The following is a 24,980-nucleotide window of genomic DNA, read 5'->3' as shown; positions in this document are numbered from 1 at the left end:
CCCCTTTCCCGGTTTTGGCGTACGCCCAGTTGTGCATCCAGGTAAGCAATGCCATCGATGGTACTTAAGTCGCTCGTATTGGTTCCTTCTACCCATTGTACCAGTTCCAGCATCGTTTGCTCTCCTTCACCCAATACTATGAAATCGGCCTGCTGTTCCAGGAATTTCACCAGGTGATTGCGCACTTCAGGTCCTCCCAATACAATTCTCGTATGGTTTAATAAGGGTTCTTGTTTGATGAATTGAATGATGCGCAGCACATTCAGTTTTGTCATCAGGTTGGTATAAATGCCTACTACCTGTGGCCGGTCGTCCAATAATGCTTTGCAGAGGTTATCAAAAGTTGAGAAGGTACTGTCAAATACCCGGTTCTCATATCCATGTTGTTCCAGGTAGGCCGAAATATACAGAATACCCAGGGGCACATAGGGGCGCATAATGGCTTGTTCTTTTTCGTCTTCGCCCAGAAAGTAACCATGGGTAAGCAGGATCTTCATGGTGTTTGCTTTTTTAAAAGTAGATAAGTATGATCGGCTAGTGCACTGCAAAAGGACACAGGGCGCACCCATTGTTCTATTTTTACCAGCAGGCCAAATACCCGTTTGTACTTGCGCATGCTATGTTCCATATAGGATGGCGGGATGAAGAGGCCTACCGGTTTTTTTTTTCAGCAGGGCAAAGGGTTGCATGTTCTTCATAAACCGGCGTACAGAATAATAGAAAACCGGTTGTGATACAGTGGGGGTAAGCCGGGCGTCCACCGGCCTGCGTGTCCACCTTCTGAAAGCATTATGGCCATCGCCTTTCAATAAATAATAACAGGTTTCCCACCAGCAATATTTGCCAAATAATACCGCGGCTATATGGCCATGATCAGTAAGCAATTGCTGCAATGCCTCATTAAGTGCAGTGAGCCCTTCGGGCGATAGGCAATTCAGGCCGGCAAAATTGGAAAATACCAGGTCAAAGCGTTCCTGTGCCAGCGTATTGCCCAGGTCTTCAAAGGAACAGGTAATAAACACGGGATTGCCACTAGCCATGCCAGGAGCTGTTTTTCCCTGGCTTCACCGATCATGCGCTCACTTTGATCGGTAGCTATTACCGTATGCCCCAGCGAGGCCAGCCAAAGCGCATCTTCACCGGTGCCGCAATTGATTTCCAATATGCGCAGTGTTCCCTTGCCTGCCAGAAAAGATTGCAGCCATGCCCTGCTTACCATGCGTTGCGCATGGCCCGTAAGGCTATGGCTGAAGCTGGTATCATAATCAGCCGCCAGTACATCGAAGGCGGCTTGCTTACTCATACGATAATTGGTTCAGTTGCAGCCGGCCAATAAGGATTTGCGGAAGGAACAAACAAGCCGCTGCTATCTTTTAACATCAGCCAGTTTCAACGCCAGGGGATTCTTCACCGCTTTTTTACTACCATCCATCCTTGCCGCGTGCGGAACACCTGGTGAACATGCCGGTGCAATTTTTATAGTAGGCCGGCGAATAGGTATTCTTAAACATTAACTGCAGTTCATCCGAATCCGTCCAGTTGGCTTTTCCCAGCAGTTCATTTTTTACCCGTTCATAAAAAGGTGTGCCAGGCAATGGATACGATACCGATATACCCAATTCGGCGGGCATCAGTTCCTTGATCATGCGGATGGTTTTCCGGATATCTACTTTTGTTTCGCCAGGGTAACCAAACTGGATAAAAAAGCAGGGCGTATGCCATATTGTTTCAATAAGCGGGTTGCTGTATGGATCTGTTCAATTGTAGTGCCTTTATCCATAGCGTCCAGTATGGCCTGTGAACCACTTTCTGCCCCCATCCAGGTGTTTTCACAACCTGCCCTGGCCAGTGAGCGGATATAATTTTCCTGCACCAGCAGGTCGGCCCTGGATTGTATCTTAAACTTCAATTGCAGGTTGGCCTGTTCCGTCAGTGTGGCAAATTCCTGTACCCAGCCGTGCTTTAGTCCAAAAATGTCATCACAAAACCAGATATGATCAAAATGATATTGCTCTTTGAGCCATTTGAGTTCCTGTACAACATGCTGTGGTGATCTGGAATTGTAGCGATTGCCGTAGATCGGTTTGGCGCACCAGTTACATTTGAATGGGCAGCCCCGGGTGGTACCCATATTGATCGAAAAATAGCCGGCATGCTGTAGCCACATGGCCCGGTAAGGTTCCATATTTACCAGGTCCCAGGCAGGGAAAGGGAGACTGTCCAGGTCTTTGATCACAGCCCGTTTACCTGTTTTAACAACAGCATCCCCTGTACGGTAAGCTATACCTGGAAGCGTGTGCAGGTCGGTAGATGATTCACCGTGGGCTTTTATAAGCTCATACAGCGTTACTTCGCCCTCTCCCAGCACAATAAAATCGGCTCCTTCCTGCAGGTATTGTTCATAATGATCGGTTGAATCCGAACTGGCCACAATCACCGTGCATCCTCTTGCTTTGGCCAGTTTGGTCATGCGGAAGGCCGCTTCGCGCATATTGGTCAGGCACATCTTGGTGAGGTAGTTGAACCCATCATCATAGATCACAAAATACTGAGGTTCAAAACTGTCCAGGCTGGGAAGCACTTCTTCAGCTCCCTGGGCAAACATGCTGTCAAAAAGGGAAACCGTATAGCCGTTTTCGCGCAGGTAAGCTGCAGCATACAGGGTACCCAGGGGTGCATAGGGCTGGCCTGTATTCCATTGTTTGGGATCAAAACGCAGGAAATAAGAATGCGAAAAGAGGATCTTCTTCATAAACCATTCATTGCTAACCAAAAATCAGGTTGATCAAGCTATCATTTTAATTACGGCTGTATCCCGATTAGGTTGCCTGTGATTGGTAAGAAGCTTATTCTTTATGCCATCGCCAATACCCGGGCGGCCCCGGCATAAGGTGCCTGGTCGATCAGGGTGGCACTGCGCATCATGCCAAAGCGGATACCAATGGAAATTATTATACTGAATTGTTCATCGGGTGGAATGACCGGGTATTTTATTTCGAGGGTAGTAGCCGGTGATCCCTCCAGTGCCGGATACCATGTTGTCATGTTGACTTCCGGCCCATGGTGGCTGTAGTCGGTCCTGGGGGCATACTGGTGGGGTGTATAAAACAGATCGGGGATAATGCCCATAACTATAGTAATGCCATACAAAGGGTGCGTATTGGGTGCATACAGGTTAATGGCCGGCAGCAGTGCAGGAATCTCCACACGGGCCTGCAGGTTGTTCCTGGATACAGTACAGCCAAGATGGGCGCGAACGATTGTATCAAAACCAATCTTCCGGTTGAGCGAAAAGCCTTCCAGGATGGAGGGGTTTTGGGATAAAGCAATGTTACGTTTTCCATATTCGCTGCCATTATCCATTTCCTGGATGGGTTTCATCAGGGCATTGAGTGGCCCGGCAATATTGTGATCCGCCAGGGCTTTTTGTGGCCATAACATGCGCATGATCCATTTACTGGCAGTAGCACGGCCGCCAAATTCGGCATTGATACGCCGCGTAGCTTCAAATCCAGGGTGGGTTTTGATCTTCTGTTTGGAAGCGCCGCCTTTGCTGCGCACGATGGGCTTGTCTACCCCCTTCATTTTGTAAAAGGAGAAATTCCCTACCGAACCGGTCAGGGAAGCGTCAGGATTCATACGTGCCATACTTTGTGTTTTAAGGTAAGCAATAAGTTACGGCCGGTCCTGGTTCGGGGCTGATTCGCGCTTCCTAAATGTATAACTTATATTTAAACTGTAAAAAAGATATATGTAAGCCGTAGATAAGCCGTATTTATATAAGGACAGCTTATCTACGGCTTATATACAGCTTATATACGGGTTATATACGGGTTATTATTATTGAAGAAGCCTATCTGGCAGGAATAAGTCACGAATCCCTGGTGCTTATCCTGAAAAAACAGTAGGGTTGTTCTGACAACGATTTGCCTAAGGCCAGGTATTTGCCAAAAAAAAGCCGGCTCCCTGGCCGGCGTATTAAATTAGTTTATCACAGTACTATTTTATGGAGAAGTAAACATAATTGGACTCAAATCTGATTTCGCCCTCTTTTGCTTCCGGAGGAATTATCATAGGCATTAAGTGAACATTTATGCGGTAATCGCCTTTTTCAAGGGGGCAGCAACTCAATATGTTCAGGTTGAATTGTATTTGTTCTCCTTTGTTTAATCGGATGCAGGTACAGCAGGCATTTAAACATGGGTCTGTAATACTTACTCCGGGCAGACCGCCTGCTTCCGGAAAAAAATCATACACTCCGTTGCTCTTTTATCAATACGTGTAATTAGTGAATGGTTGCTGGCGGCATACTTCTGTAATATGGTTGTATCCTGTACATAATACTTCTGAAATGAATTGTTTTTAATGATCACCTTGAAGGAGGCTTTCCCTGTTGAATCATCAGGACCGTTCATACGAATACGGATGGTTACGGGTTGACTGATCCCTGCATGCGTAAGCAGAAAAAGCAGTATGCTCAATAGTCCACTTGTACGCATGCTCTTACTATTTTTCAGGCAGGCCATAAGTTTTTGTGATATGCTTTCCTGTATGATAATTTTTTAATGTGTTTTTCCTATACAATATATCATATTTCCCCGGAACTATATTGTTTTAGCGGGCAAGTGTGCTGGAGACCTGGGGATTCAGCACACTTACTTTAGTGGATAAACGCCCTGTTTGCTCTTTTGATACAGGTAGTGCAGGAAATGGATGAGGTACAGGTGAGCGGTTGGTGGCTGTAGCACCTGCTCAGGCGAGGGCTCGCCCCATAGCAGCATATGGCTGCCCATATTGATGGTTTTTAGTATCCTGACCTCCCGGTAGCTAAGCGCCCATTCGGGAATGGGAAATCCGTAGTCCTTACTCGGAATGGTTTTGAAAGGCAGGGTATCAAGCGCAGGAGGGCTACTGCTATGGTGTGCGCCCAGCCGGTAGATGGTTTCTTTTTGCTCAAAAGGGGCTTCGGCTACTGCCAGCTTGCCCGTTTCAATAATTTTAGGAAGGGCTATATTGGTATGGCGTAGTCCAAATACATACCGGTTACCGGTACTCATATCTCCCAGCAGGTCCATGGGAAAGATATTGTAGTAGCCACCTTGTTGGAAGGAGATGACCCGTATGCGGCGGGGATAGCTATAAGCAGCTACAAATGATTGAAAGCGGCGGAAGTGGAGGCCATTCTTGCGGTAATACCGGCGGAAAAGAACATAACGTTTGAGGGCATTGAGCTGGTGTAGCTGACTGCTTTCCTGTTTCAGCAGAAACAAGGTGCCTGTAGTTTCCGCCAGATGCTGCACCCTTGTAAAGCGTAGTACAGCCTCGGATGATCCTTGTGCAGGTGTGTGGTGCTCCTTATTGTCGCCATAAAAATACAGCTTACAGGTGGTGGCATGATGAATGGCCGCTTTGTGCGCTTCCTTTTCTGCCCAGATACCGAATATAACCGGCTCAATGCAAAGCAACCAATGTTGTTGTGATACATTGATGAGCTGGCCATTCACTTCCAGGAATACTTTTTCCTGTATGTTGCCGGGAATGGTTACGGTAGCATATTCCCTGATCTCCGCATCGCCTACCAACATTTTTCGTATCAGACTTTTCATTTCTTTACCAGGTGGAGTAAGCGAAAAGAGGTGCTGCTGATCAGTTGCGCATCCTTCATTTCAAAATAAGGTGAAGCGGCCTGTTGTATTTCCCTGGCCGTATGTACATATACTGTTTGCCGGTGGCCCTGGTGCCATACATACATCACAAATGGCTGGCGCAGCAAAAGGGTGCTGATCGTATTACGGCGATGCCATTGCCACATCTTTTGAAGGGACGGTCGAGGATGACCACCAGGCAATGACCTCCGGTAACCAGGATCTGTGAAAATTGCTGAAAGAGTAAGGGAGTATCGGGAATGGCATTGAGTACACCAAAATTGGCCAATATCCCTTGCACTGGTTGAAGAAACGGCGTTGATGGCTGCCACTGCGTAAAATCAGTTTGCGCATCATCCAGGAATTGAATTTTGTTCCCATGCGTTAATTCCCGACTGTATTGGATGGCTTTTTCCCGCATACCGGCCGAAGGTTCACAAAAAGTAACCTGGTATTGGTGGGCTGTTAACCAGCCAAGATCAAACCCTGTGCCGCCGCCAAAATCCAGTACCCTGCCCGGAGCAACGGTTTGCAGCCATTGGGCTTTCACCCGCTCACGCACCAGGATGTTGGCATTTTCCTGCAATAGCAGTTGATCATACTGACCGGCTATTTCATCGTAATAGGAAATATTTTGCTGGTGCACCTGGCTGGTATGGGAAGGCTGGGCTGCTGGCATATTGGCATTTACCGGTTAATGAATCAATTCACTTTACTTAAGAAAAATTTGGCCAGGTACCAAGGTGGGTCGCTCTACAGCGCTGCATCTGCCGGGCGGCAGAGCGGCTCACCTTAAAGAGGCGGGCAAACTCCGTATATACGAAGTATTATTGACCAGGGTTGCTTGTTGAAGGGCTTATTTAATTTATTGTTTTCCATTGTATTGTATTGCATAAGAATTGTATAATATTGTTATGGCTGCTATTGTTTACAGCCTTTATGCCAATGGATATCAGTGTTGTCATTCCCACTTGCAACCGAAAGCAACGGGTATTGCAGTTATTGCAAAACCTGCAGCAATCTATCCATCCATTACGTGAAGTGATCATTGTTGACTCGGGCGAGGATCAATTATCTACAGACGATCTGGCTCCTTTCTCTGGTTTTTCTATCCATTACCTGTTATCAGAAAAGTCGGTTTGTATACAGCGCAATAAAGGTATACAACTGGCAGGTGGAACGTGGATATTTCTTTGTGATGATGATATTGAAATGCCGGCCGATTACCTGCACAAGATAGCGGGGCATGTACTGCAGCATCCGGAAGCGGGCGCTGTGTCGGGATTGGTGATGCAATGGGTGGAGGAAGCATGGAAAGCCAATTATACCATCCAATCGTCGCGCGCGCTGGTTTGGAGTTATATCTTTCAATTGAGTATCTGGGGCGAGATCAGGTGCGCCAGTAATAATTTCCTGGTACGGAAAATAACAGGCTATTATGCGCGTAAAGGCAATCATATCAGCAGGGCAGGTTGGCCGGTGGTGACCAATTTTGGCGGCGATTGGTTCAGTACTCCCATCTATGGGTTGGGCGCTTCGGTAGTTAAAAGGGATTGGCTGTTGCATTCACCTTATGAAGAGGTATTGGACAGGCATGGTATGGGCGATAACTATGGGGTCAACATCGGTTTTCCTGCAATGGGTGTTCATGTACTGAATGATGCTTTTGTATACCATCACCGGGAACCCGAAAACCGTCTTAAAAGGCCCTTGCAGTATTATCGCAGGATGCTGGCGCTGCATTATTTTGTGAAAACAAAAGCCAGCTTAAAGCGAGTACGCAAGTCCTGGTTATTGTGGTCGGTAACCGGCAATATCCTCAGCTTTATCCGTATGCGCGATCGCAATATGCTACGTGCTGCCATCAAAACTTTTTGGCAGATCACCTGGGAAAAAAATCCCTATTACCGGGCTGCCAAAGCCAATAAAAAGTAGTGGAACCACACTTATGAATACCTATTCCTCTTCTACTGTACCAGGTACAAAAACACCTACACAGGAAGTCCTGTTAAGACTATTGCCATCCCTCTGTTTTTGTGGGTACGTATTGCTGGCCATTGCTGCTCTCTTTTACCATGAACCCTGGGGCGATGAGATCCATAGCTGGAATATTGCCAAGGGCAGCGCCAGTTACCTGGACCTTATTCAAAATAGCCGTTATGAAGGGCACCCGCCTGCCTGGTATACGATCCTTTGATTATCTCAAAATGTACGCATCAATTTTCCTGGGTACAATTTGTTCACCTGGGTATTGCTTCCTTAACAGTTTTCCTGGTCCTGTTTTATTCACCCCTGCCACTGGTGGCGAGGTTGCTGATTCCCTTTGGCTATTACTTTTCATTTGAATTCAGTGTACTGGCCCGTAATTATGCCATTGGCGTACTGGCTGCTTTTTGCATCTGCTTAATCATGCGGCGTAGCTTTCGTTTTAAAACGGCCTGCTATTATGGCTTTTTACTGGTATTATCCAATGGCCACCTGTTTGCCTTGATCCTGGCAGGTAGTTTTCATTTGTATTTCCTGATGTCCGATTATGAAAAATATGCGTCGGTAAAACGGTTGGCTGGTCATGCGTTATTGGGCGCTCTTTTTTACTTCCTGCTTTTTATTTTATTTTTCCGCCTTCCACGGGCGCCCTCAATGTACATTTCTGGATGGGACGCTGGGATATTTCCAATGTCATGATCACCATACAGTCGCCCATACGTTCGCTGATGCCCGTACCTGCCTGGTGGAGTGATCATTTCTGGAATACGCAATTCCTGATGGAATGGCAAAGCCAATACCGGTGGATGAAATATGTAACCCCTTTTTTATCGTTGGCAATTGTAGCAGCGATCTATTTTATACTAAGGGCCAGTAAGAAAAGCCTGATCCTGTTCTTCAGTAATTTATTGTTGACTTCTTTTATCAGCATAGCGGTATTTCCGTTGGGCTGCGCCCGGTATGCGGGATTGATCTACATCGGTTTTTAGCGGCCTGGTGGTTGTATTGCTATAAAGTAAGGCCGGTGCGCTGGCATAATAGGGTGGTGAATAGTTTGCTGATTGTCCAGGTCATTGCTGCTGCCGTTGCCATTGGTATTGATAGCAAACAGCCTTTCTCCAATTTCAACCGGGTGGGTGAATTGATCAATAAAATACCTGCTGGTGAAAAAGTAGTGGCCGATTATTGGGGTTTGAATGCGATTGCCGCTTTTGAAGATAAACCCTTCTATTGCCTGGACCTGAAAAAGGAACTGTCCTTTTTGTTGTGGGATAGTGATATGGCCCGGCTGATGAAAAGTGAGTACCGGTATACCGAAGGGGCCGATCACCTGGCAGGGCAGGGGATACAACAATTCTGGATGATCTCTACTGGGGCGCCAGACAACCTGGATAAGGTAGACAAGCATTTTTCAGAGACTACCGGGTGGCGCTCAGGGATAAGCGGGTGGGGGCTATTGAAAAAGGAGGCAACCTGTATTTATACCAGGTCAGTAAGGACAATGTTAGTGCGGGCGCCCGGGTTGATTGATCTTTTGTATCCTGGCCTGGTGCACTTGTTGGTAATGAGTAGCTGCTACGCGGGCAATGGCCTCGAAGGAAAGTTGCTGCTGATAAAAACGGATGCACGCATGGGCTTCCTGCTCCAAAGGTTTTTGCATAGCTGTTATTACTGCCTCGATAAAATGCTGCCGGTTACCTGGCTGCCATAAGGCGCCGAGTTGCCCATCCTTAGTCATGATCTGAAAACTGGGAATATTAGTAATGATGGGTATACAGCCACAGCGCAAGGCTTCACTTAGGGCATAACCACTGCCTTCATAATGACTTCCCAGTACAAAATAATCAGCACTGTGGTAATAAGCTTCCACCTGTTCGTGGGGAATGGCGCCTAGCAAATGGACCCTGTTTTGTAAAATGGCATTGGTATGAATATGCTCCTTTACCTGCGATAATAATTGATCATTGTTATAGATCATGTAGAGCCGGGCCGCAGGATATTTTTCAAAAACAGTTGCAAGGCCAGCCAGGATGGTCAAAGGATCTTTGTTGGCATCGAGACGGCCTACCCACAAAAATACGGGTTGCCCCTGCATCCTTGTTTGAATGCGGGCAGCGGCCCGGTTATGGTACACCTCCTTTCTGCCGGCATCCCTGGTTGCATAATTAAAAAAGTAGCGCCTTCCATAATGGGCAGTACTTTGGGGAAAGGCTTTTTCTTCCTGAACCAATGAGCGCCCTGTGCGCTGGTGGTGAAAAAAAGGCATCGGCCACCCTATTGAATAAATTATGCAAGGCCCTTTTGAATGAGCCGGGTGATTTACCGCCGTGGTGCTGAACAATGATGGCTGTTTTTTGGGCAGCAATAACCGCAGCATACAGGTTTGTAAGGAAAGCGTGAGGCTATGCACGTGGATAATGTCTGCATCCAGTGCTTTTACCTTTTCAGGAATTGCCAGGGTATTTGCCAGGCCCTTAAGCTACCGCCAAGACCATCTTTTACAAAGTAATGCTGGATATTGTTTTTCTGGTATGTGCTGTCTTTCATGAAACGTGTCATGATCATACTTTCAACTCCTTTGGCTTGTAGCGCTTCGGACCAGCCGGTAGTAGTATAATAATAGCTGATGAGCTCCTCCTCACTGGTAACTTGTTCATTGTAATAATAAAATAGGTTGACTACCCTCATGCGTGTATGGTATGGGCTGGGCCGGTGAATAATTGCATGATGGCTTTGGCGCTATCATCCATCGATTGGTACAATACCCGTTCATAGGTAGCCGGAGGATGCTGCAATAATTCGAGCGCCTTTCTTTGCATGGCGGCTGCATTATCTACTACATGCCAGTTGGCCACGGGATGATCGAAGGGATAACAAAAGCTGATCACCTGGGCGCCGGCATACAAGGCTTCCAGGCACACGGTGCTGCATCCTTCATAACGGGAGGTATGAAGGAATACTTTACTGCGCTGCATCAGTGCTAATACTTCGGGATGCGGGCAGCCACCCAGCAACGACAAACAATGCTGCAAACCCAGGGCCTGGATCAGGGATGCTACTTTTTCTTTTTCCCTGCCCAGTCCGCAGTGAATGGCTTTGAGTCCAGGCAAGGATTGACTTACCTGGCTAATGATGGTTGCGTACAGATCGTATTGTTTGAGGGGTTCAAAAGAACCTGCTGCCATGATGTCTATGTCCCGCGTAGCAGGAAGGGTAGGGGGAAACAGTCGCTGGTCGATGGCATTGGGCACCAGGTGCAGGGGCCTGATGGCATGGCTTTGCTGGTATTGATCGCGCAGGAAAGCGCCCATAGCTGCCAGTTGATGACCGTGGGGGCGTATGTAACGTACCCATTTATTATCCCGGGTGGCATCTTGTCCACAGATCCAACTGATATGTTTGAGCGAGAAAACCTTTCCAAAATACTGGCCCAGAAAAGCGCATTCCCCACTCCAGAAACTAAACAAGCCGATGATTGAATATTGACGGCGAATACCTAACATGGCTGTCCATACATTTTTCCAAAGCAACAGACGTTTTCCTTTGCGTTGATGGGTGCCATCAAAAGCCCTTACGGTAATGCCATGCCAGGTATAAGACGCCTGTTGATAGGGATACAGGAGTGCCAGTACCAGGATCTTTACCTGTGGATGGTTTTCCTGCAAAGCTTTTACCATAAGCTGTTGGGAAGGTACCCACCAGGTAGCGGATTCATCTTCGGGAAAAGCAGGTGTTAACACTACCAATGTTTCAGGCTTCTTCATGCAGGGAAACGATTTTGTTGCAAAACGATAAACTGGCCTGGTGGTGGGTGATCAATATTACCATTTTTCCCTGTTGCGTCAGTTGTTTAAAATGCTGCAACAGTTCAAATTCTGATTCGGCATCCAGCTCATTAAAGGTTCATCCAGGATAATGAGGTCGGCATCTTTGTACAAGGCCCGGGCAATGGCTATGCGTTGCCGTTGGCCGCCGCTGATATTACGGCCATTTTCAGTGATCACTTTGCCGGCATAGGCTGTTCCTTCCATCAGGCTGGTAAGGCCGGCAGAAGAAACGGCCCGCTTGAATTTCTTTTCATGGTAATGATGACCATTGAGGGTGATATTGTGCAATACGGTATCATGGACCAGGAAGGGTTGTTGCTTTACATAGGATATAACAGGCCAGTATCGCCGGCGTTCCTCAGTACCTGCCTGTACGTCATTGATGAGGATATGCCCCTCGGCCGGATTAAGAAAGCCCAGTAATAAATTGAGGATGGTGGTTTTACCCCGGCCCGAGTGGCCTGATATGCCCATGAAATCGCCCGGCTGCAACTGCCAGTTTAGGTCTTTGAGTATGATCTTATTGCCAAACCTGAAATGTACATTCCTGAATTGAAGGGATTGAATAGCCGGTAAGGCAGTGGCGGGATGTTTTGCTGGTGCAGGTGGCGGACCTTCGGCCAGCTCTTCCACCGTATAAGAATAGGTTTGTACTTGTCCCGTTGTATTGAGCAGCTTTACAATGCCTGGTATGATCTTATAGGCTGCTGCCATGAAAGCGCCAATGGTTAGGAGGGTATTGTTATCGGCATAACCCTGCCATTGGCTTAAGGCTACCAGGATGAACAGGCCCAGCAAAGCAAATATTTCCATCATACGGGCAGGAATGCCCTGGGCAATGAGGGTATTGGCAAAATGGGTATTGAACTGCTGCTGGCAGGTCATATAGCGTTCAGGAAGGCGCTGTTCTTATCATAGATATTGCTCTCTACAAAACCATGCAGGGCTTCCTGCAGGTGTTGCAATGCTTTTTCACTGCTGCTGCGTGCGTCCAGGCGTACCTGTTTAAGTTTCCTTTTACCAGGTAAAATACCACTACTACAGGAGGCAGCAGTAGCAGGAACAATAAAAGAAATAGCTGGACATTGTACACCAGGATGGCTGTAATGGTAAGTGTGATTAGGACACATTGGGTGATTGCCTGTTGGATGCCGCCCAGCACATGCTGACAAAAATCGATGGGCTGGTAACTGATCTTACGGATATGTACGGATGAATCAATGTTGATGTAATTGGTATATGCCCCTTCGAGGTAATGGAGCAGGCGGTGGCGGGCGATGCGGGTAGCTACCTGCGCTATAAAACGGCATTGGCTGCGGTAAACCAGAAACCCTGCTGCATTCTTGGCGCTGAACAGTGCCAGGAACAATGCAATTGGTACCAGGGAATCCCTGTCTTGCAGCCAATAGGGTAAAAAACCAATGACAGCCGACGTTTCGGGCTGTGTATAGATCCTGATGATGAGCAAGAGCCAGGCAAGGGAGGCTATATCGGCCAGGCTGATCAGCAGATCCATTACCACCAGCATGCCCATTCGTTGACGTTCTTCGGGGCAGAGGATGGCAATACTCTTTTTAATAATATGTTTCAATGCGGCACAATTGCGTTACTGTATTGATGATCAATTCTCCATACGGTTTGAGCAGGCAAGGGGTTGCTTTGGAAGGCCGGGCCTGGAAGCCACTGCTGCCAGATGGAAAGGGGTGTCTGGTATTTTTCCCGGTTTGGGTACGGTCCCGGGCTGTCAGGGCGCTTGATAATTGACTAATAAAAATTAGCTAAAACGGTATAGTTAGCGATTCTGCGAGTATATTTGCGCTGCTCATAAACATAACCTATCATTTGATACCAAAACTATAGGCTAGACCTAAAAATTGATTTCTGCATGAATAACCCGTTGGTGGCTGGCGTTGATATTGGAGGTTCACATATTACTGCTGCACTGGTAGACCTGGAAGTGGGTAGTGTATTGCCAGCTTTTTCTATCCGTAAACAGATCAATTCCCAGGAAGATGCGGCCAGTATCATCCATGATTGGTGTGAAACCATTGGCCAGGTTTTTGAAGCGCGGCCCTATTTGCTAAAGCGGGTGGGTATTGCCATGCCGGGGCCATTTGATTATGAAAAGGGTATTTCCTTCATAAAAGACCAGAACAAATACGAGTCGTTGTATGGGCTCAATGTAAAAGAAATGATGGCGGAACGCCTGGGTATGGCCCCCGACCATATCCGCCTCATGAATGATGCCAGTTGTTTTTTACAGGGAGAGGTGATGGGTGGAGCAGCCCATGGCTTTAAATCTGCCGTTGGAATTACCCTGGGCACCGGCTTGGGTACTGCTACATTTCATGAGGGCATTGCCAAAGATGCCAATCTCTGGTGTGCTCCTTTTCTGGATGGCATTGCCGAAGATTATATTTCGGCCCGCTGGCTCCTCAAAACCTATGAGCAGGTGAGTGGTAACCGGGTTGAACAGGTAAAAACCTGGTAAGTCTTATCGATAGCGACCCCCGTATCAAGGATATCTTCAAACAGTTCGGATTGCACCTCGCTAATTTTCTCTGCCCTTTTATCCGGGATAACAATCCTGAAGTGGTGGTTATTGGCGGTAATATTTCCAAAAGTGCCGATTGGTTCCTGGCGCAAGTGGAAACTGCCCTGGAAGCACAATCCATCAACATTCCCGTTCGCATAGCCCGCCTGGGTGAAAATGCCCATATTGTGGGAGCAGCAGGCTGCTGGATAGAGCAGCCCTAAAGCTCATGGTGTCATACAGACAATTTTTCCTGGTTCGCCCAAAAAGCTTAATTTTTGCGGCCGCATTATGAGAAAGCTTGTCATTATATTGATACTCTTTATTACTGGGGGCGCCCTGTGGGCCCAAATCCCACAATACCAATTCTCCCGGATTGATATCGGCCAGGGCTTATCGCACAACCAGGTCAATGCCATTATCAGAGACAGTAAGGGCTTTATGTGGTTTGGCACCATGTCGGGCCTTAACCGCTATGATGGCTATACTTTCACCGTTTTTCGCCATAACCTGCAGGACTCTTCTACCATTGGCGATGATTTTATTGTACGTATCAATGAAGGTCCCGGAAATGCCCTGTGGGTAGAAAACCGGGGTGGCTTGAATATCTATGATCCCCGTACGGAAAAATTCGACCGCAATGCCTCTGCCTGGCTGGCCAGGTATGCCCTTCCGCCTGCACCCATTACCAATATCATTCATGACAGGCAGGGTAATTACTGGTTTGTGATGCCACAGGCCGGTTTGTACAAATATGATTCGGCCACCGGTAAAACCAGCAGGGTATATCAATCGGGCACTACGGGGGCAACGCTGGCATCAGCAGCGGCAGATGCCCGTGGCGATCTGTGGGTAGTGTTCAATAACGGCCATATTGAAAGGGTGGACAGCCGTACCGGCCTGGTTACGTTCAGCACGGAAGTGATGGGGGCCACCATGCGCCATGAACGCCTTAATTATTCCTTGTACATAGATGCAGAAAATGAGCTGTGGTTATATGTGCCGAGCGATACACGGGGTATTCCGTTACCTGCCTGCCCTGGGCTCCTGGCAGCATATTACCGGCGAAACGGGCGCTTTCCGGCTCAACAACAATATTATATACGGCCTGGTACAGGATAATAAAGGCAATATATGGATAGGGACCGATCATGGTGGTATCAATGTGCTGAACAAAAGAACGGTACCTGCCATTATCTCCTGTCCAATGAGGACGATCCCCGTAGCCTTAGTCAAAATAGTATCATCACCACCTATAAAGACAAAGCAGGTATTATATGGTTGGGTACCTTTAAAAGGGCATCAATTTTTACCGGGAACATGCAGCAGGGTTTCCCCTGTTTTCCCACCTGCCTTCGGATCCCAACAGTTTACCTTATAATGATGTAAACAAATTTGTGGAAGATGAAGCCAGTAATTTGTGGATAGGTACCAATGGGGCGGTCTTATTTATTATGACCGTGCTAAAAAAAAACATACCGGCAGTTCCTGCACAACCCACGTGATCCGAACAGCCTGAGCAACAATGTTATTGTAAGTCTTTGTATTGACCATACGGGGCGTTTATGGATCGGTTCCTATTTTGGTGGACTGGATTATTACGACGGTAAAAAGTTTATCCATTACAAGCATACCAATAACCCCAATAGTCTTTCTGATAACCGGGTATGGGAGATCTATGAGGATTCCAGGAAGGAATTGTGGATTGGTACGCTAAGTGGCGGGCTGGAACGTTTTGACCGGCAAAAGAATATTTTTCACCACAACAGGATGGGGCAGCCCAACTCGGTCAGTGCCGATTATATTGCTGCCTTGCTGGAAGATAAGCAAGGGCGCTTATGGATTGGTACGGCCAATGGTGTGGATGTATTACTGCGTCGTCAAAATATGCCGGATAGTTTTATGCATTATTACAATGATCCTGCAAAAGCTACCACTCTTAGTAACAATAATGTGATCACTATCCTGGAAGATAAAAAGGAACGTACCTGGATCGGTACCCGGGATGGCCTGAACATATATGATGCCCGTACAAACGCCTTCCAGGTTTTCAGGCGGGACGATGGATTACCGGACAATGCGGTGCTGAACCTGCTGGAAGATGAGGAAGGTGGATTGTGGATCAGTACACCCAATGGCCTTTCTCATATTAAACCGCAGTATGACGAACTAAAGAAGCAGTATGTATTGCAATGTCATAATTACAATGAACTGGACGGACTGCAGGGCACGGCATTCAATGAAAATGCCGCTTATAAGACCCGTAAAGGTGAACTGATCTTTGGGGGCGCCAATGGCTTCAATCTTTTCCACCCGGCAGCCATCGTACCCGATAAACAGTCATCGCCCCTCGCATTCACCGATCTGCGCATCTTTAATAAAAGTATTGCCATTGGTGAAAAAATGAATGGCCGGGTCATTTTGGAACAATCCATGGCTCATACAGATCATATCACTTTACAATACAATGAAAATGTACTTTCCATTGAATTTGCTGCGCTGAACTTTTCCAATGCCGAGAAAAATAAATATGCTTATAAGCTGGAAGGGTTCAATGGAGATTGGACGCAAACGGATGGTAAAATGCGGTTGGCTACTTATACCAACCTTGATCCCGGGGATTATGTGTTTAGGGTAAAGGCTGCTACCAACAATGATGTATGGAATAGGGAAGAGCTTTCCTTGCATATTAAAATATTACCGCCTTTCTGGAAAACACCCTGGGCCTATGTATTGTATGTATTAATACTGGGGGCCATTCTTTGGTTCAGCCGTCAGTTGGTGGTTCAACGTGCGCGCATCCGCTTTCAATTGGAACAGCAACGTAAGGAGGCGCAACGGATGCATGAACTGGATATGATGAAGATCAAGTTCTTTACCAACGTAAGCCATGAGTTCAGAACACCCCTTTCATTGATCCTAACGCCGGTGGAAAAGTTGATGCAGCAAGCGGAAGATGATGGGCAACGCAAACAATTCGGGCTTATTCACCGCAATGCCCGGCGCTTATTGAACCTGGTCAACCAGCTACTGGATTTCCGTAAAATGGAGGTTCAGGAATTGCGGCTCCATGCTGTACCCAGTGATATTATCCGGTTTGCCAAAGACATTACGCATTCCTTTACCGATATAGCTGAAAAAAAGAATATCCGGTTTAATTTCTATACAGCGGTAGATCACCTCTGTACCAGTTTTGACCAGGATAAACTGGAACGTATCCTGTTTAACCTGGTATCCAATGCTTTTAAATTCACCCCCGAGCATGGCAGCATTACTGTAGCCTTGCATACGGAAGAAAAGGAACCGGGCAGCCATTGGCTGGCCATCCAGGTTAAAGATACCGGCATAGGTATACCCAAAGAAAAGCAGGAACAGATCTTTGAACGCTTTTTTCAGCATGATACACCCGGTAGTATTGTAAACCAGGGCAGCGGTATTGGCCTGGCCATTACCAAAGAATTTGTAAAACTTCACCAGGGATCGATCACCGTAGCCAGTGAACCGGAAAAGGGTAGCTGCTTTACCGTATGGCTGCCGGTGCAAACAGTTCCGGCTACAACACCGCTGGCAATCATGAATGAGCCGGTTGTTAATGAAACCCAGGTACTATCCGAAGCGCCTCAGGCCGAACCTATACCGGCAGCGACCTATGATGGTCGCAAAAAAATGCTGTTGTTGGTAGAAGACAATGAAGATTTCCGTTTTTACCTCAAGGATAATTTGAGGCAGCAGTTTACCATCCTGGAAGCGGCCAATGGAAAAGAGGGGTGGCAAAAGGCATTGGCGCATCACCCCGACCTGGTAGTAAGTGATATCAGCATGCCGGAAATGGATGGGACGGAACTTTGTAAAAGATCAAGAAGGACCAGCGTACTTCTCATATACCGGTTATCCTGCTGACGGCCCTGGCCGGAGAGGAGCAACAGTTAAAAGGATTGGAAACCGGGGCCAACGATTACCTTACCAAGCCTTTTAACTTTGAGATACTGGTTTCGCGCATCCGCAACCTCCTGTCGCAACAAGCCCTGGCCCGTAAAACTTTTGAAAAGCGCATCGATGTACGACCTGCGAATATAGCGGTGGCATCGCCGGATGAACAGTTCCTGCACCAGGTAATGGAACTGATCGAAAAGAATATGGCCAATCCCGGCTTTTCGGTAGAGGAGTTGAGTAAAGGGGTTTTCATGAGCCGGGTGGCGCTGTATAAAAAGTACTGGCACTTACCGGTAAAACACCCCTTGAGTTTATCCGCTCCGTCAGGCTCAAAAGGGCGGCCCAGTTACTGGAAAAGTCTCAACTCACGGTGGCCGAAATAGCCTATGAAGTAGGTTTCAATAATCCCAAATACTTTTCCAAATACTTCAAGCTGGAATACCATGTGCTGCCCAGTCAGTGGGGGCTACAGGGAACGTAGAAAATAACCAGTTAAGGAAGTGATCCATAAAATATACTCTTTAATTCATTTGCTTATAAGGTGTTTAAAATCAATTAGATATTCCTCTGCCTCTCTTAAATGCTCTCTTAAACTCTCTTAAACCAAACAGGCTTTGCAAAGGACCCTCGGTTTTCTATAACTCCTTTGCTTCTTAATGAAGTGATCAAATTGCCGACTTTGTTTTTCTTTTGCTTATCTGAGAGTGCTGTTGAGAGCTTGTCCAGGATCAAATCTTCGATGTCTCTCCTTGCTGGATAATAAATATATTGAAAATCAATTCATTATTCCCAATGGTTAACATTTGAATACCCATTCATAAACATCTGCCTACCCTCCCTTAGCAAGGCCCTTTCTACATTTATGCCGTTGGTTCCGGTAGGTGAAATTTTACTTGCCGGCACCCGATCCTGAATCAAAACGAAACGATTGCTATGCGGAAGATCCTGACAACTTTGTCCTGTTTTGTGGTATGCTTATTATCCGTAACCACCCTCCCTGCCCATCATATTCCTCCCGGTGATTACTCCAAATTGGAAGATGGTATCCTGGTACATGTAAAACGTAAACTAACCAATGGGGTTTGCCTGGTAAGGCTACAGGCCATTACCGATCACATTATACGGGTTACTGCCAGTCCGGTTGATTCCATTTCCAATACGCCCAGCCTGGTAGTGGTAGTAAAGAAAAGAATACCGGTAAAATGGACGGTAAAAGAAGAAAAAGACCAGGTTACATTGATTACACCTGCCCTACAGGCAGTCATATCCCTGGTTACAGGTGAGCTGCATTTACTGATGCTGCTGGTAAACCGCTGCTGACCGAGCCTAAAGAAGGCGGTAAATACTTTACTCCCTTTGTAGAGGAGGGTCAGCCTGCCTGGAAACCTCATCAATCATTTTCCAGCGCACCCGATGAAGCATTCTATGGCCTTGGTCAGCATCAGAATGGACTCATGGACCAAAAGGGATACCAGGTGGAACTGGCCCAGAACAATACCGAAATAGCCATTCCTTTTATGGTGTCCACCAAAAACTATGGTATTCTGTGGGATAACTACTCGATTACCAAGGTGGGCGATACCAGGGATTATGCACCACTTTCGTCCCTCAAACTATATGCGGCGGATGGTAATGAAGGATGGCTTACTGCCACCTATGCGCAACAATCGATGCCCCCACAGGTCATCGTACAAAGACCGGAATCGAGCCTGGCCTATGATTACCTGGTTTCACAGAAAGACTTTCCGGCAGGTGTAGAACTAGGTCAATCTATGGTGACCTGGGAGGGAGCCATTGAATCGGCTTTTACAGGTGTACATCATTTCCTGTTTCGTTATGGCGGCTATGGTAAGCTATGGATAGATGGCAAGCTACTGGCCGATCGTTGGCGTCAACCCTGGATGCCGGGTACCGCCATACTGCCAGTGACGATGGAAAAAGGAAAGAAATACAGTTTCCGTATTGAATGGCGTCCTGATGGTGATGTCTCTTATATATCCTGCAGATGGTTAAGCCCGCTGCAGGGTGATCTTCAACACCAGTTTGGTTTTAGTGCCGAATCAGGCAACCAACTGGATTACTATTTCATCCAGGGTAAAAGCCTGGATGAAGTCATTGGCGGCTACCGGGACATTACGGGCCCAAGCAGCATTCTGCCCAAATGGGCCATGGGGTTATGGCAAAGCCGGGAACGGTATAAAACGCAGGAAGAAATATTGCATACTGTCAGCGAATTCAGGAAGCGAAAGATACCATTGGATAATATCGTGCTCGACTGGTCGTACTGGAAAGAGAATGACTGGGGCAGCCAGGAGTTCGACAGTAGCCGTTTCTCCGATCCGGCAGGAATGATCAAAACCCTGCATGAGCAATACAATACACGCTTTATGATCTCTGTATGGCCCAAATTCTATGAAGGGCTACCGGTATATGAAACCTTTAATAAAAATGGCTGGCTATTTAAACGCAATATTGCCGAAAAGCGGCGGGATTGGATTGGAAAAGGGTATACCTCCACTTTTTATGACGCCTTTAATCCACAGGCACGGACGGCTTTCTGGAACCTGCTCAATGAAAAGCTATACCATAAAGGTATTGATGCCTGGTGGCTGGACGCTACAGAGCCAGATATACATTCCAATATGTCGGTGGAAGAAAGAAAGCAAACGATGAACCCCACGGCCCTGGGAGCTGCCAACCGTTATTTCAATGCCTTTCCATTATTGAATACTCAGGGTGTGTATGAAGGGCAACGCCGCACGAAACCCAATGAGCGGGTATTCATTCTTACCCGTTCGGCATTTGCCGGTCAACAGCGTTATGCTGCCGCTTCCTGGAGTGGGGATATTGCTGCCCGTTGGCACGATCTCAAAGACCAGGTAGCAGCCGGTCTTAATTTCTCTCTGTCGGGCCTTCCTAACTGGACAGTTGATATTGGTGGCTTTGCAGTAGAAAAACGTTTCGTAGAGGCCCAGGGGGAAAACCTGGAAGAATGGCGGGAGTTAATGACCCGCTGGTATCAATTTGGCGCTTTTTGCCCTTTGTTCCGTGTGCATGGCCAATATCCTTTTCGTGAAATATTCAATGTGGCTCCCGAAACCCACCCGGCTTATCAAAGCATGTTGTACTACGATAAGCTGCGGTACCGCCTAATGCCTTATATCTATTCACTGGCTGGCAAAACTTATCACGATCATTATACGATGATGCGGGGCCTGGCCATGGATTTTCCCAATGATCCACAGGTTAATAATATTGGCGACCAATTTATGTTTGGTCCCTCCCTGCTGGTAAACCCGGTATACACTTACCAGGCGATCAATAGAAAGGTATACCTACCCGCGGGTACAGGCTGGTATGAATACCATACGGGTAATTATAACTCCGGCGGTCAGGAAATACTGGCAGCGGCACCCTTGCAAAGCATACCCCTGTATATAAAAGAAGGTTCCATATTGACAACCGGTCCCGAAATACAATACACGGCCGAGAAGCCTGCCGACCCCATTACCCTATTGGTGTATACAGGTAAGGATGCACAGTTTACCCTCTATGAAGATGAGGGCACCAATTATAATTATGAAAAGGGCGCTTTTGCCAATATACCCTTCCGCTATGAGGAAGCCACCAAAACGTTGACCATTGAAAACAGGGAAGGCGCCTTCGCTGGCATGTTGCAACAAAGAATATTCCGGATAATATGGATCAGTAAAACCCATCCCAAACCTTTTGATGCGGATGGTAAGGCAGATCATATTATTAAATACACCGGCAAGAAAGTAACGGTGAAGATGAAATAAGACACAGCTTTTAACCCGGTTCGTGCCTGCACGAACACTGTATATCTATAATGATTCTTGCAAACAGTAAACGATTACGTATGAAAAAAACCAAAACTGCCAGAAAGCCAGTTGTCTTTTTATGGACGCTGGTATGGTGCATACTAGCCATTGCACAGGGCTATGCACAAGATGCAACTGCGAAGAGAAAGATCACCGGTAAAGTAACCGGTAAACTGGGGGAAGAACCCGTAGTAGCTGCCTCTGTTAGTATTAAAGGTACCGCTAACTCAGTTTCTACTACTGCTACCGGCGAATTTACGATTGATGCAAAGACCGGCGATGTACTGGTCATAACTTCCGTAGGCTATGCGGCCAAAGAAGTGAAAGTTGGTACCCGATCGGACCTCGACGTCAGGCTGGAAAAAGATTATAACGACTTGCAGGATGTTGTGGTAGTAGGTTATGGGCGAATGAAGAAAACCGACCTCAGCAGCTCACAGGTTACCGTATCGGCCAGCGATATGTCGCGCAGCATCAATACCACTTTGGAGCAGGGCTTGCAGGGACGTGCTGCTAACGTATATGTTACGTCCAATAGCGGTCAGCCTGGCGCTGCCCCATCAGTAATGATACGGGGTATTACTTCCCTCAATTTTTCCAGTCAGCCTTTGTATGTCATTGATGGAGTACAGATCAGGCCCAGCAATCCGTCGGGCGGTAGTGGTACTTCGGCCAATATCCTTTCGGGCATCAATCCCGACGATATTGAATCCATGAGTGTATTGCAGGGGCCTTCTGCTACGGGCATCTATGGTGCGGCGGGTGGTAATGGGGTGATCATGATCACTACCAAAAGAGGCAGATCGGGCGATACAAAAGTGTCTTTCAACAGCCTGGCTACAATTCAGGATATGCCCGATAAAGTACCTGTAATGGATCTACGTGAGTATGCTACTTACCGCAACGAATTTGCCAAAGCAGGAGGCGCCCAATTTGAGCCCGCTTTTGCCGATCCTTCAGTGTTGGGTACGGGCACCGATTGGCAGAAGGCGCTCTTCCGGAGGACCTTATTACAGAAATACGGATTAGGTTTAAGTGGTGGTAACGAACGTACTACTTTTTATACCGGTGTAGAATACTTTAAACAGGAGGGTGTGGTAAAAGGATCGGGCTTTGAGCGCTATTCAGTACGCCTTAACCTGGATAATCAAACACGCCGTTGGTTAAAACTGGGTGTTAACCTCAATGTAAGCCAAACAAAAGAAGTGGTGAATACCAGCAATGGCGACCTGCTCAATATTGCTATTGGACAAAATCCCGGTGTACCGGTTACCAATCCGGATGGTAGCTGGGGTGGGCCTGTGAACACCCAATACCAATATACCAACCCGGTAGCCCTGGCAGCCATCAACGACAACCGTAATAAATCCATGGCCTTTATTGGGGGCTGTATTCCGATATCAGTATCTTGAAAGGATTGGTATGGCATAATGAAGCAAATGGCTATTACCAATACAGGAATGGATATATTTTCAGGCCTTCCTATAAATTCAATGGCTATGAGAATACGACTACCGAATCGAGCAGAACCAGCAATAATGACTATTGGTGGGGCTTGCAATCCAGGCTTCAATACGATGCGAAGATCAGGAATCACAGTATTACTGTTATGGCAGGTCATGAGGCATCTGAAAATGGCGGGGAAGGATTGAGTGGCTTGCGCCGGAATTTCATTACCAATGCGGTACAAGAACTACCGGGCGGCGATGCACTGACTGCTACCAATAGCAGCAGTAAATCGTCCAGCTCCCGTGAATCCTGGTTTGGCCGGTTGAACTACGTATACAACGATAAGTACATCCTTCAGTTTACCATGCGGGCCGATGGTTCTTCCAATTTTGGCCCGGAAAACAGGTGGGGATATTTCCCTGCTTTTTCAGCAGCCTGGCGGGTATCGCAGGAAAAATTCCTTCAGCATGTGGAAGCCATTACCGATCTTAAATTACGCGTAGAATATGGCGCCAGTGGCAACTCGGCAGCGGTTGGATATTATGCAGCGTTGTATAGTGTGCCCACGGCCAATGGTACCGGCTACCTTTCAGCCAATTTCTCCAATCCCTTTCTACAGTGGGAAAATTCAATCACCTCCAATATCGGTTTCGACCTGCGGTTATTCCACAACAGGGTAGAAGTGATTGGTGATTTCTATATCAAGAAGGTGACCAAGCTACTTACCACCAATGATTTTCCCTTTTATTCCGGTGGTGATATGTCTTATTCATCGGGCTATATCCGGTTCCCCACTTCTAATGTAGGTGCGATGGATAATCATGGTTTTGGTCTAACCATCAATACGGTGAATATTGAAAAACCTTTCATGTGGCGTACTGGTTTAAACATATCGGTTGATCGTAATAAGGTATCCGAACTGTACAACAATACGCCCATCAACAGTACCTATGGTACCAGTTCACTTATCAGTTCTTCCCGGGTGAATGAATCCGCCGCTCTCTTTACAGGATACATTGCTGATGGTATCTTCCAGAGCATTGATGAAATAAAAAAACATGCTATTCAAACCTCCAGTGGTGTAAGGCTGGTAGATCCCGCCCAAGGCACCTGGGTAGGTGATATCAAGTTCCGTGATGTGAGTGGCCCCGATGGGAAACCCGATGGAAAGATCGATCAGAATGACCGCGTAGTAATTGGTAATCCCTGGCCCAAGGTTACTTTTGGATTTACCAACTCATTCTCCTATAAGAATTTCGACCTCAGTGTATTGGTCATTGGGGTACAGGGTAATGATGTATACAATTACACCCGTTACCGCAATGAAAATCCGCGGGGAACGGCTGTATACAGTAACTACTTTAAATCGGTGGCCAATTTTGCCAGGCCCAGTAGCATTGATGCCAATGACCAGGGCACTACTTTAACCAATCCTGGTTACCAGATTGCCCGGATAACTACCAATACCGCCAATGGCAATGACCGGGCTACGCAGTGGTATGTGGAAGATGGGTCATACATCCGTATCAAGAATGTAACCTTGTCTTACTTTTTGCCCACCAAATGGGCTGCTAAAGTGGCCATGCGCAACCTCAAAGTATCGGCTGGCGTACAAAACCTGGCAACCTTTACAAAGTACAAAGGTTACGATCCGGAAATTGGCATGTCGCCCAACTATGGTTCCATGACTGTAGGCGTGGATGATGGGCGCTATCCTTCTACCAGGATGTATTCCTTTAGCCTTACGGCCGATTTTTAACCATTC

At 47.1% G+C, this 24,980-nt stretch carries 30 protein-coding genes and 4 pseudogenes; 18 read left to right on the top strand and 16 right to left on the bottom strand.

The genetic code is table 11. The features are described from left to right. Positions 1-161: 161 nt before the first annotated feature. The 10 genes and pseudogenes from RS881_RS48140 to RS881_RS48095 form a co-directional block, all read right to left on the bottom strand. Positions 162-437, bottom strand: a pseudogene (locus RS881_RS48140) (cobalamin-dependent protein); the annotation flags it as partial. A 180-nt stretch (positions 438-617) separates the two neighbouring features. After that, positions 618-1,040, bottom strand: a complete 423-nt coding sequence (locus RS881_RS48135) for a hypothetical protein (protein ID WP_315817339.1) — start codon at positions 1,038-1,040, stop codon at positions 618-620. Beyond that, on the bottom strand, positions 935-1,303 hold the full coding sequence (locus RS881_RS48130; protein WP_315817338.1) for a methyltransferase domain-containing protein: 369 nt from the start codon (positions 1,301-1,303) through the stop codon (positions 935-937). The genes RS881_RS48135 and RS881_RS48130 overlap by 106 nt, the downstream gene beginning before the upstream one ends. Positions 1,304-1,421: 118 nt before the next feature. Next, positions 1,422-1,646 carry a hypothetical protein gene (locus RS881_RS48125; RefSeq protein ID WP_315817337.1) on the bottom strand — a complete coding sequence of 75 codons (225 nt, stop codon included), beginning with the start codon at positions 1,644-1,646 and terminating at the stop codon, positions 1,422-1,424. A gap of 20 nt (positions 1,647-1,666) precedes the next feature. Beyond that, positions 1,667-2,752, bottom strand: coding sequence for a B12-binding domain-containing radical SAM protein (locus RS881_RS48120; protein WP_315817336.1), 1,086 nt, complete (start codon positions 2,750-2,752; stop codon positions 1,667-1,669). 101 nt (positions 2,753-2,853) lie between these two features. Continuing rightward, positions 2,854-3,648, bottom strand: coding sequence for a hypothetical protein (locus RS881_RS48115; RefSeq protein WP_315817335.1), 795 nt, complete (start codon positions 3,646-3,648; stop codon positions 2,854-2,856). 566 nt (positions 3,649-4,214) lie between these two features. Beyond that, complete coding sequence (locus tag RS881_RS48110; protein WP_315817334.1) at positions 4,215-4,499, bottom strand: hypothetical protein; 285 nt, start codon at positions 4,497-4,499, stop codon at positions 4,215-4,217. A gap of 156 nt (positions 4,500-4,655) precedes the next feature. Beyond that, complete coding sequence (locus tag RS881_RS48105; RefSeq protein WP_315817333.1) at positions 4,656-5,606, bottom strand: hypothetical protein; 951 nt, start codon at positions 5,604-5,606, stop codon at positions 4,656-4,658. Then, positions 5,603-5,755, bottom strand: coding sequence for a hypothetical protein (locus tag RS881_RS48100; RefSeq protein WP_315817332.1), 153 nt, complete (start codon positions 5,753-5,755; stop codon positions 5,603-5,605). Before RS881_RS48100 ends, RS881_RS48105 begins: the two co-directional genes overlap by 4 nt. Further along, the gene (locus RS881_RS48095; RefSeq protein ID WP_315817331.1) at positions 5,752-6,324 is read right to left on the bottom strand and encodes a class I SAM-dependent methyltransferase; all 573 of its coding nucleotides are present in this window, start codon (positions 6,322-6,324) and stop codon (positions 5,752-5,754) included. Before RS881_RS48095 ends, RS881_RS48100 begins: the two co-directional genes overlap by 4 nt. A 245-nt stretch (positions 6,325-6,569) precedes the next feature. On the opposite strand from RS881_RS48095, the gene RS881_RS48090 reads away from it, so the two are divergent. Genes RS881_RS48090 through RS881_RS48075 form a run of 4 tightly spaced genes read left to right on the top strand, consistent with a single transcriptional unit; the run spans position 6,570 to position 8,620 of the window. After that, positions 6,570-7,580: a glycosyltransferase family 2 protein gene (locus tag RS881_RS48090; RefSeq protein ID WP_315817330.1), complete on the top strand. Its 1,011-nt coding sequence runs from the start codon at positions 6,570-6,572 to the stop codon at positions 7,578-7,580. Between the two features lie 13 nt (positions 7,581-7,593). Further along, entirely contained in the window at positions 7,594-7,842 is a 249-nt protein-coding gene (locus tag RS881_RS48085; RefSeq protein WP_315817329.1) for a hypothetical protein, read from the top strand. Then, positions 7,839-8,330, top strand: a complete 492-nt coding sequence (locus RS881_RS48080; RefSeq protein ID WP_315817328.1) for a hypothetical protein — start codon at positions 7,839-7,841, stop codon at positions 8,328-8,330. Before RS881_RS48085 ends, RS881_RS48080 begins: the two co-directional genes overlap by 4 nt. Next, the gene (locus RS881_RS48075; protein ID WP_315817327.1) at positions 8,327-8,620 is read left to right on the top strand and encodes a hypothetical protein; all 294 of its coding nucleotides are present in this window, start codon (positions 8,327-8,329) and stop codon (positions 8,618-8,620) included. Before RS881_RS48080 ends, RS881_RS48075 begins: the two co-directional genes overlap by 4 nt. On the opposite strand, the gene RS881_RS48070 is transcribed toward RS881_RS48075, so the two are convergent. From RS881_RS48070 to RS881_RS48045, 6 genes are all read right to left on the bottom strand, one after another. After that, positions 8,617-8,985 carry a hypothetical protein gene (locus RS881_RS48070; protein WP_315817326.1) on the bottom strand — a complete coding sequence of 123 codons (369 nt, stop codon included), beginning with the start codon at positions 8,983-8,985 and terminating at the stop codon, positions 8,617-8,619. The genes RS881_RS48075 and RS881_RS48070 overlap by 4 nt on opposite strands. A gap of 150 nt (positions 8,986-9,135) precedes the next feature. Further along, positions 9,136-9,897 carry a glycosyltransferase gene (locus tag RS881_RS48065; protein WP_315817325.1) on the bottom strand — a complete coding sequence of 254 codons (762 nt, stop codon included), beginning with the start codon at positions 9,895-9,897 and terminating at the stop codon, positions 9,136-9,138. 170 nt (positions 9,898-10,067) lie between these two features. Continuing rightward, a complete protein-coding gene (locus tag RS881_RS48060; RefSeq protein ID WP_315817324.1) occupies positions 10,068-10,319 on the bottom strand; it encodes a hypothetical protein in 252 nt (83 codons plus the stop codon). After that, positions 10,316-11,395, bottom strand: a complete 1,080-nt coding sequence (locus RS881_RS48055) for a glycosyltransferase (RefSeq protein ID WP_315817323.1) — start codon at positions 11,393-11,395, stop codon at positions 10,316-10,318. The genes RS881_RS48060 and RS881_RS48055 overlap by 4 nt, the downstream gene beginning before the upstream one ends. Positions 11,396-11,473: 78 nt before the next feature. Then, positions 11,474-12,343 carry an ATP-binding cassette domain-containing protein gene (locus tag RS881_RS48050; protein WP_315817322.1) on the bottom strand — a complete coding sequence of 290 codons (870 nt, stop codon included), beginning with the start codon at positions 12,341-12,343 and terminating at the stop codon, positions 11,474-11,476. Between the two features lie 43 nt (positions 12,344-12,386). After that, a complete protein-coding gene (locus RS881_RS48045; protein ID WP_315817321.1) occupies positions 12,387-13,049 on the bottom strand; it encodes a hypothetical protein in 663 nt (220 codons plus the stop codon). A gap of 294 nt (positions 13,050-13,343) precedes the next feature. Here RS881_RS48045 and RS881_RS48040 point away from each other — a divergent pair, with 294 nt between their 5' ends. The 14 genes and pseudogenes from RS881_RS48040 (at position 13,344) to RS881_RS47985 (ending at position 24,974) form a co-directional block, all read left to right on the top strand. Further along, the gene (locus RS881_RS48040; RefSeq protein ID WP_315817320.1) at positions 13,344-13,949 is read left to right on the top strand and encodes an ROK family protein; all 606 of its coding nucleotides are present in this window, start codon (positions 13,344-13,346) and stop codon (positions 13,947-13,949) included. Positions 13,950-13,999: 50 nt separating this feature from the next. Then, positions 14,000-14,215, top strand: a complete 216-nt coding sequence (locus RS881_RS48035) for a hypothetical protein (protein ID WP_315817319.1) — start codon at positions 14,000-14,002, stop codon at positions 14,213-14,215. 67 nt (positions 14,216-14,282) lie between these two features. Next, positions 14,283-14,420 (top strand): annotated as a pseudogene (locus RS881_RS60960) (hypothetical protein); the annotation flags it as partial. Between the two features lie 544 nt (positions 14,421-14,964). Further along, positions 14,965-15,111, top strand: a pseudogene (locus tag RS881_RS60955) (hypothetical protein); the annotation flags it as partial. A 14-nt stretch (positions 15,112-15,125) separates the two neighbouring features. Beyond that, positions 15,126-15,380, top strand: a complete 255-nt coding sequence (locus RS881_RS48025) for a two-component regulator propeller domain-containing protein (protein WP_350340031.1) — start codon at positions 15,126-15,128, stop codon at positions 15,378-15,380. 8 nt (positions 15,381-15,388) lie between these two features. Then, the gene (locus RS881_RS60950; RefSeq protein WP_350340030.1) at positions 15,389-15,496 is read left to right on the top strand and encodes a hypothetical protein; all 108 of its coding nucleotides are present in this window, start codon (positions 15,389-15,391) and stop codon (positions 15,494-15,496) included. Continuing rightward, positions 15,480-15,674 (top strand): annotated as a pseudogene (locus RS881_RS48020) (two-component regulator propeller domain-containing protein); the annotation flags it as partial. The gene RS881_RS60950 and the pseudogene RS881_RS48020, both read left to right, overlap by 17 nt. Positions 15,675-15,689: 15 nt before the next feature. After that, positions 15,690-17,891: a sensor histidine kinase gene (locus RS881_RS48015; RefSeq protein ID WP_315817317.1), complete on the top strand. Its 2,202-nt coding sequence runs from the start codon at positions 15,690-15,692 to the stop codon at positions 17,889-17,891. Beyond that, positions 17,846-18,307 (top strand): response regulator transcription factor, encoded by a 462-nt coding sequence (locus RS881_RS48010; protein WP_315824845.1) that lies wholly within the window; start codon positions 17,846-17,848, stop codon positions 18,305-18,307. Before RS881_RS48015 ends, RS881_RS48010 begins: the two co-directional genes overlap by 46 nt. Then, on the top strand, positions 18,238-18,405 hold the full coding sequence (locus tag RS881_RS48005; protein ID WP_315824844.1) for a helix-turn-helix domain-containing protein: 168 nt from the start codon (positions 18,238-18,240) through the stop codon (positions 18,403-18,405). Before RS881_RS48010 ends, RS881_RS48005 begins: the two co-directional genes overlap by 70 nt. 452 nt (positions 18,406-18,857) lie before the next feature. Next, entirely contained in the window at positions 18,858-19,244 is a 387-nt protein-coding gene (locus RS881_RS48000; RefSeq protein WP_315817316.1) for an alpha-glucosidase domain-containing protein, read from the top strand. After that, the gene (locus tag RS881_RS47995) at positions 19,238-21,724 is read left to right on the top strand and encodes a TIM-barrel domain-containing protein (RefSeq protein ID WP_350340332.1); all 2,487 of its coding nucleotides are present in this window, start codon (positions 19,238-19,240) and stop codon (positions 21,722-21,724) included. Before RS881_RS48000 ends, RS881_RS47995 begins: the two co-directional genes overlap by 7 nt. Before the next feature lie 80 nt (positions 21,725-21,804). After that, positions 21,805-23,178, top strand: a complete 1,374-nt coding sequence (locus RS881_RS47990) for a TonB-dependent receptor plug domain-containing protein (protein WP_315817314.1) — start codon at positions 21,805-21,807, stop codon at positions 23,176-23,178. Then, positions 23,175-24,974 carry a SusC/RagA family TonB-linked outer membrane protein gene (locus RS881_RS47985; RefSeq protein WP_315817313.1) on the top strand — a complete coding sequence of 600 codons (1,800 nt, stop codon included), beginning with the start codon at positions 23,175-23,177 and terminating at the stop codon, positions 24,972-24,974. The genes RS881_RS47990 and RS881_RS47985 overlap by 4 nt, the downstream gene beginning before the upstream one ends. Positions 24,975-24,980: the final 6 nt, after the last annotated feature.

The organism is Paraflavitalea speifideaquila (assembly GCF_032395985.1).
Classification (GTDB): Bacteria; Bacteroidota; Bacteroidia; order Chitinophagales; family Chitinophagaceae; genus Paraflavitalea; species Paraflavitalea speifideaquila.
Note: the sequence above shows the minus strand (reverse complement) of the source record. Positions and strands in the feature narration are given on the sequence as shown.

What these genes read in the sequence shown, in the direction of transcription:
- RS881_RS48095 (WP_315817331.1), bottom strand. Translation starts at nt 6,324, where the DNA reads ATGCCAGCAGCCCAGCCTTCCCATACCAGCCAGGTGCACCAGCAAAAT.
- RS881_RS48135 (WP_315817339.1), bottom strand. Translation starts at nt 1,040, where the DNA reads ATGGCTAGTGGCAATCCCGTGTTTATTACCTGTTCCTTTGAAGACCTG.
- RS881_RS47990 (WP_315817314.1), top strand. Translation starts at nt 21,805, where the DNA reads ATGAAAAAAACCAAAACTGCCAGAAAGCCAGTTGTCTTTTTATGGACG.
- RS881_RS48040 (WP_315817320.1), top strand. Translation starts at nt 13,344, where the DNA reads ATGAATAACCCGTTGGTGGCTGGCGTTGATATTGGAGGTTCACATATT.
- RS881_RS48130 (WP_315817338.1), bottom strand. Translation starts at nt 1,303, where the DNA reads ATGAGTAAGCAAGCCGCCTTCGATGTACTGGCGGCTGATTATGATACC.
- RS881_RS48025 (WP_350340031.1), top strand. Translation starts at nt 15,126, where the DNA reads ATGGATAGGGACCGATCATGGTGGTATCAATGTGCTGAACAAAAGAAC.
- RS881_RS48060 (WP_315817324.1), bottom strand. Translation starts at nt 10,319, where the DNA reads ATGAGGGTAGTCAACCTATTTTATTATTACAATGAACAAGTTACCAGT.
- RS881_RS48055 (WP_315817323.1), bottom strand. Translation starts at nt 11,395, where the DNA reads ATGAAGAAGCCTGAAACATTGGTAGTGTTAACACCTGCTTTTCCCGAA.
- RS881_RS48115 (WP_315817335.1), bottom strand. Translation starts at nt 3,648, where the DNA reads ATGGCACGTATGAATCCTGACGCTTCCCTGACCGGTTCGGTAGGGAAT.
- RS881_RS48065 (WP_315817325.1), bottom strand. Translation starts at nt 9,897, where the DNA reads ATGCCTTTTTTTCACCACCAGCGCACAGGGCGCTCATTGGTTCAGGAA.
- RS881_RS48110 (WP_315817334.1), bottom strand. Translation starts at nt 4,499, where the DNA reads ATGCGTACAAGTGGACTATTGAGCATACTGCTTTTTCTGCTTACGCAT.
- RS881_RS48120 (WP_315817336.1), bottom strand. Translation starts at nt 2,752, where the DNA reads ATGAAGAAGATCCTCTTTTCGCATTCTTATTTCCTGCGTTTTGATCCC.
- RS881_RS48125 (WP_315817337.1), bottom strand. Translation starts at nt 1,646, where the DNA reads ATGATCAAGGAACTGATGCCCGCCGAATTGGGTATATCGGTATCGTAT.
- RS881_RS48050 (WP_315817322.1), bottom strand. Translation starts at nt 12,343, where the DNA reads ATGACCTGCCAGCAGCAGTTCAATACCCATTTTGCCAATACCCTCATT.
- RS881_RS48075 (WP_315817327.1), top strand. Translation starts at nt 8,327, where the DNA reads ATGATCACCATACAGTCGCCCATACGTTCGCTGATGCCCGTACCTGCC.
- RS881_RS48000 (WP_315817316.1), top strand. Translation starts at nt 18,858, where the DNA reads ATGCGGAAGATCCTGACAACTTTGTCCTGTTTTGTGGTATGCTTATTA.
- RS881_RS48105 (WP_315817333.1), bottom strand. Translation starts at nt 5,606, where the DNA reads ATGAAAAGTCTGATACGAAAAATGTTGGTAGGCGATGCGGAGATCAGG.
- RS881_RS48085 (WP_315817329.1), top strand. Translation starts at nt 7,594, where the DNA reads ATGAATACCTATTCCTCTTCTACTGTACCAGGTACAAAAACACCTACA.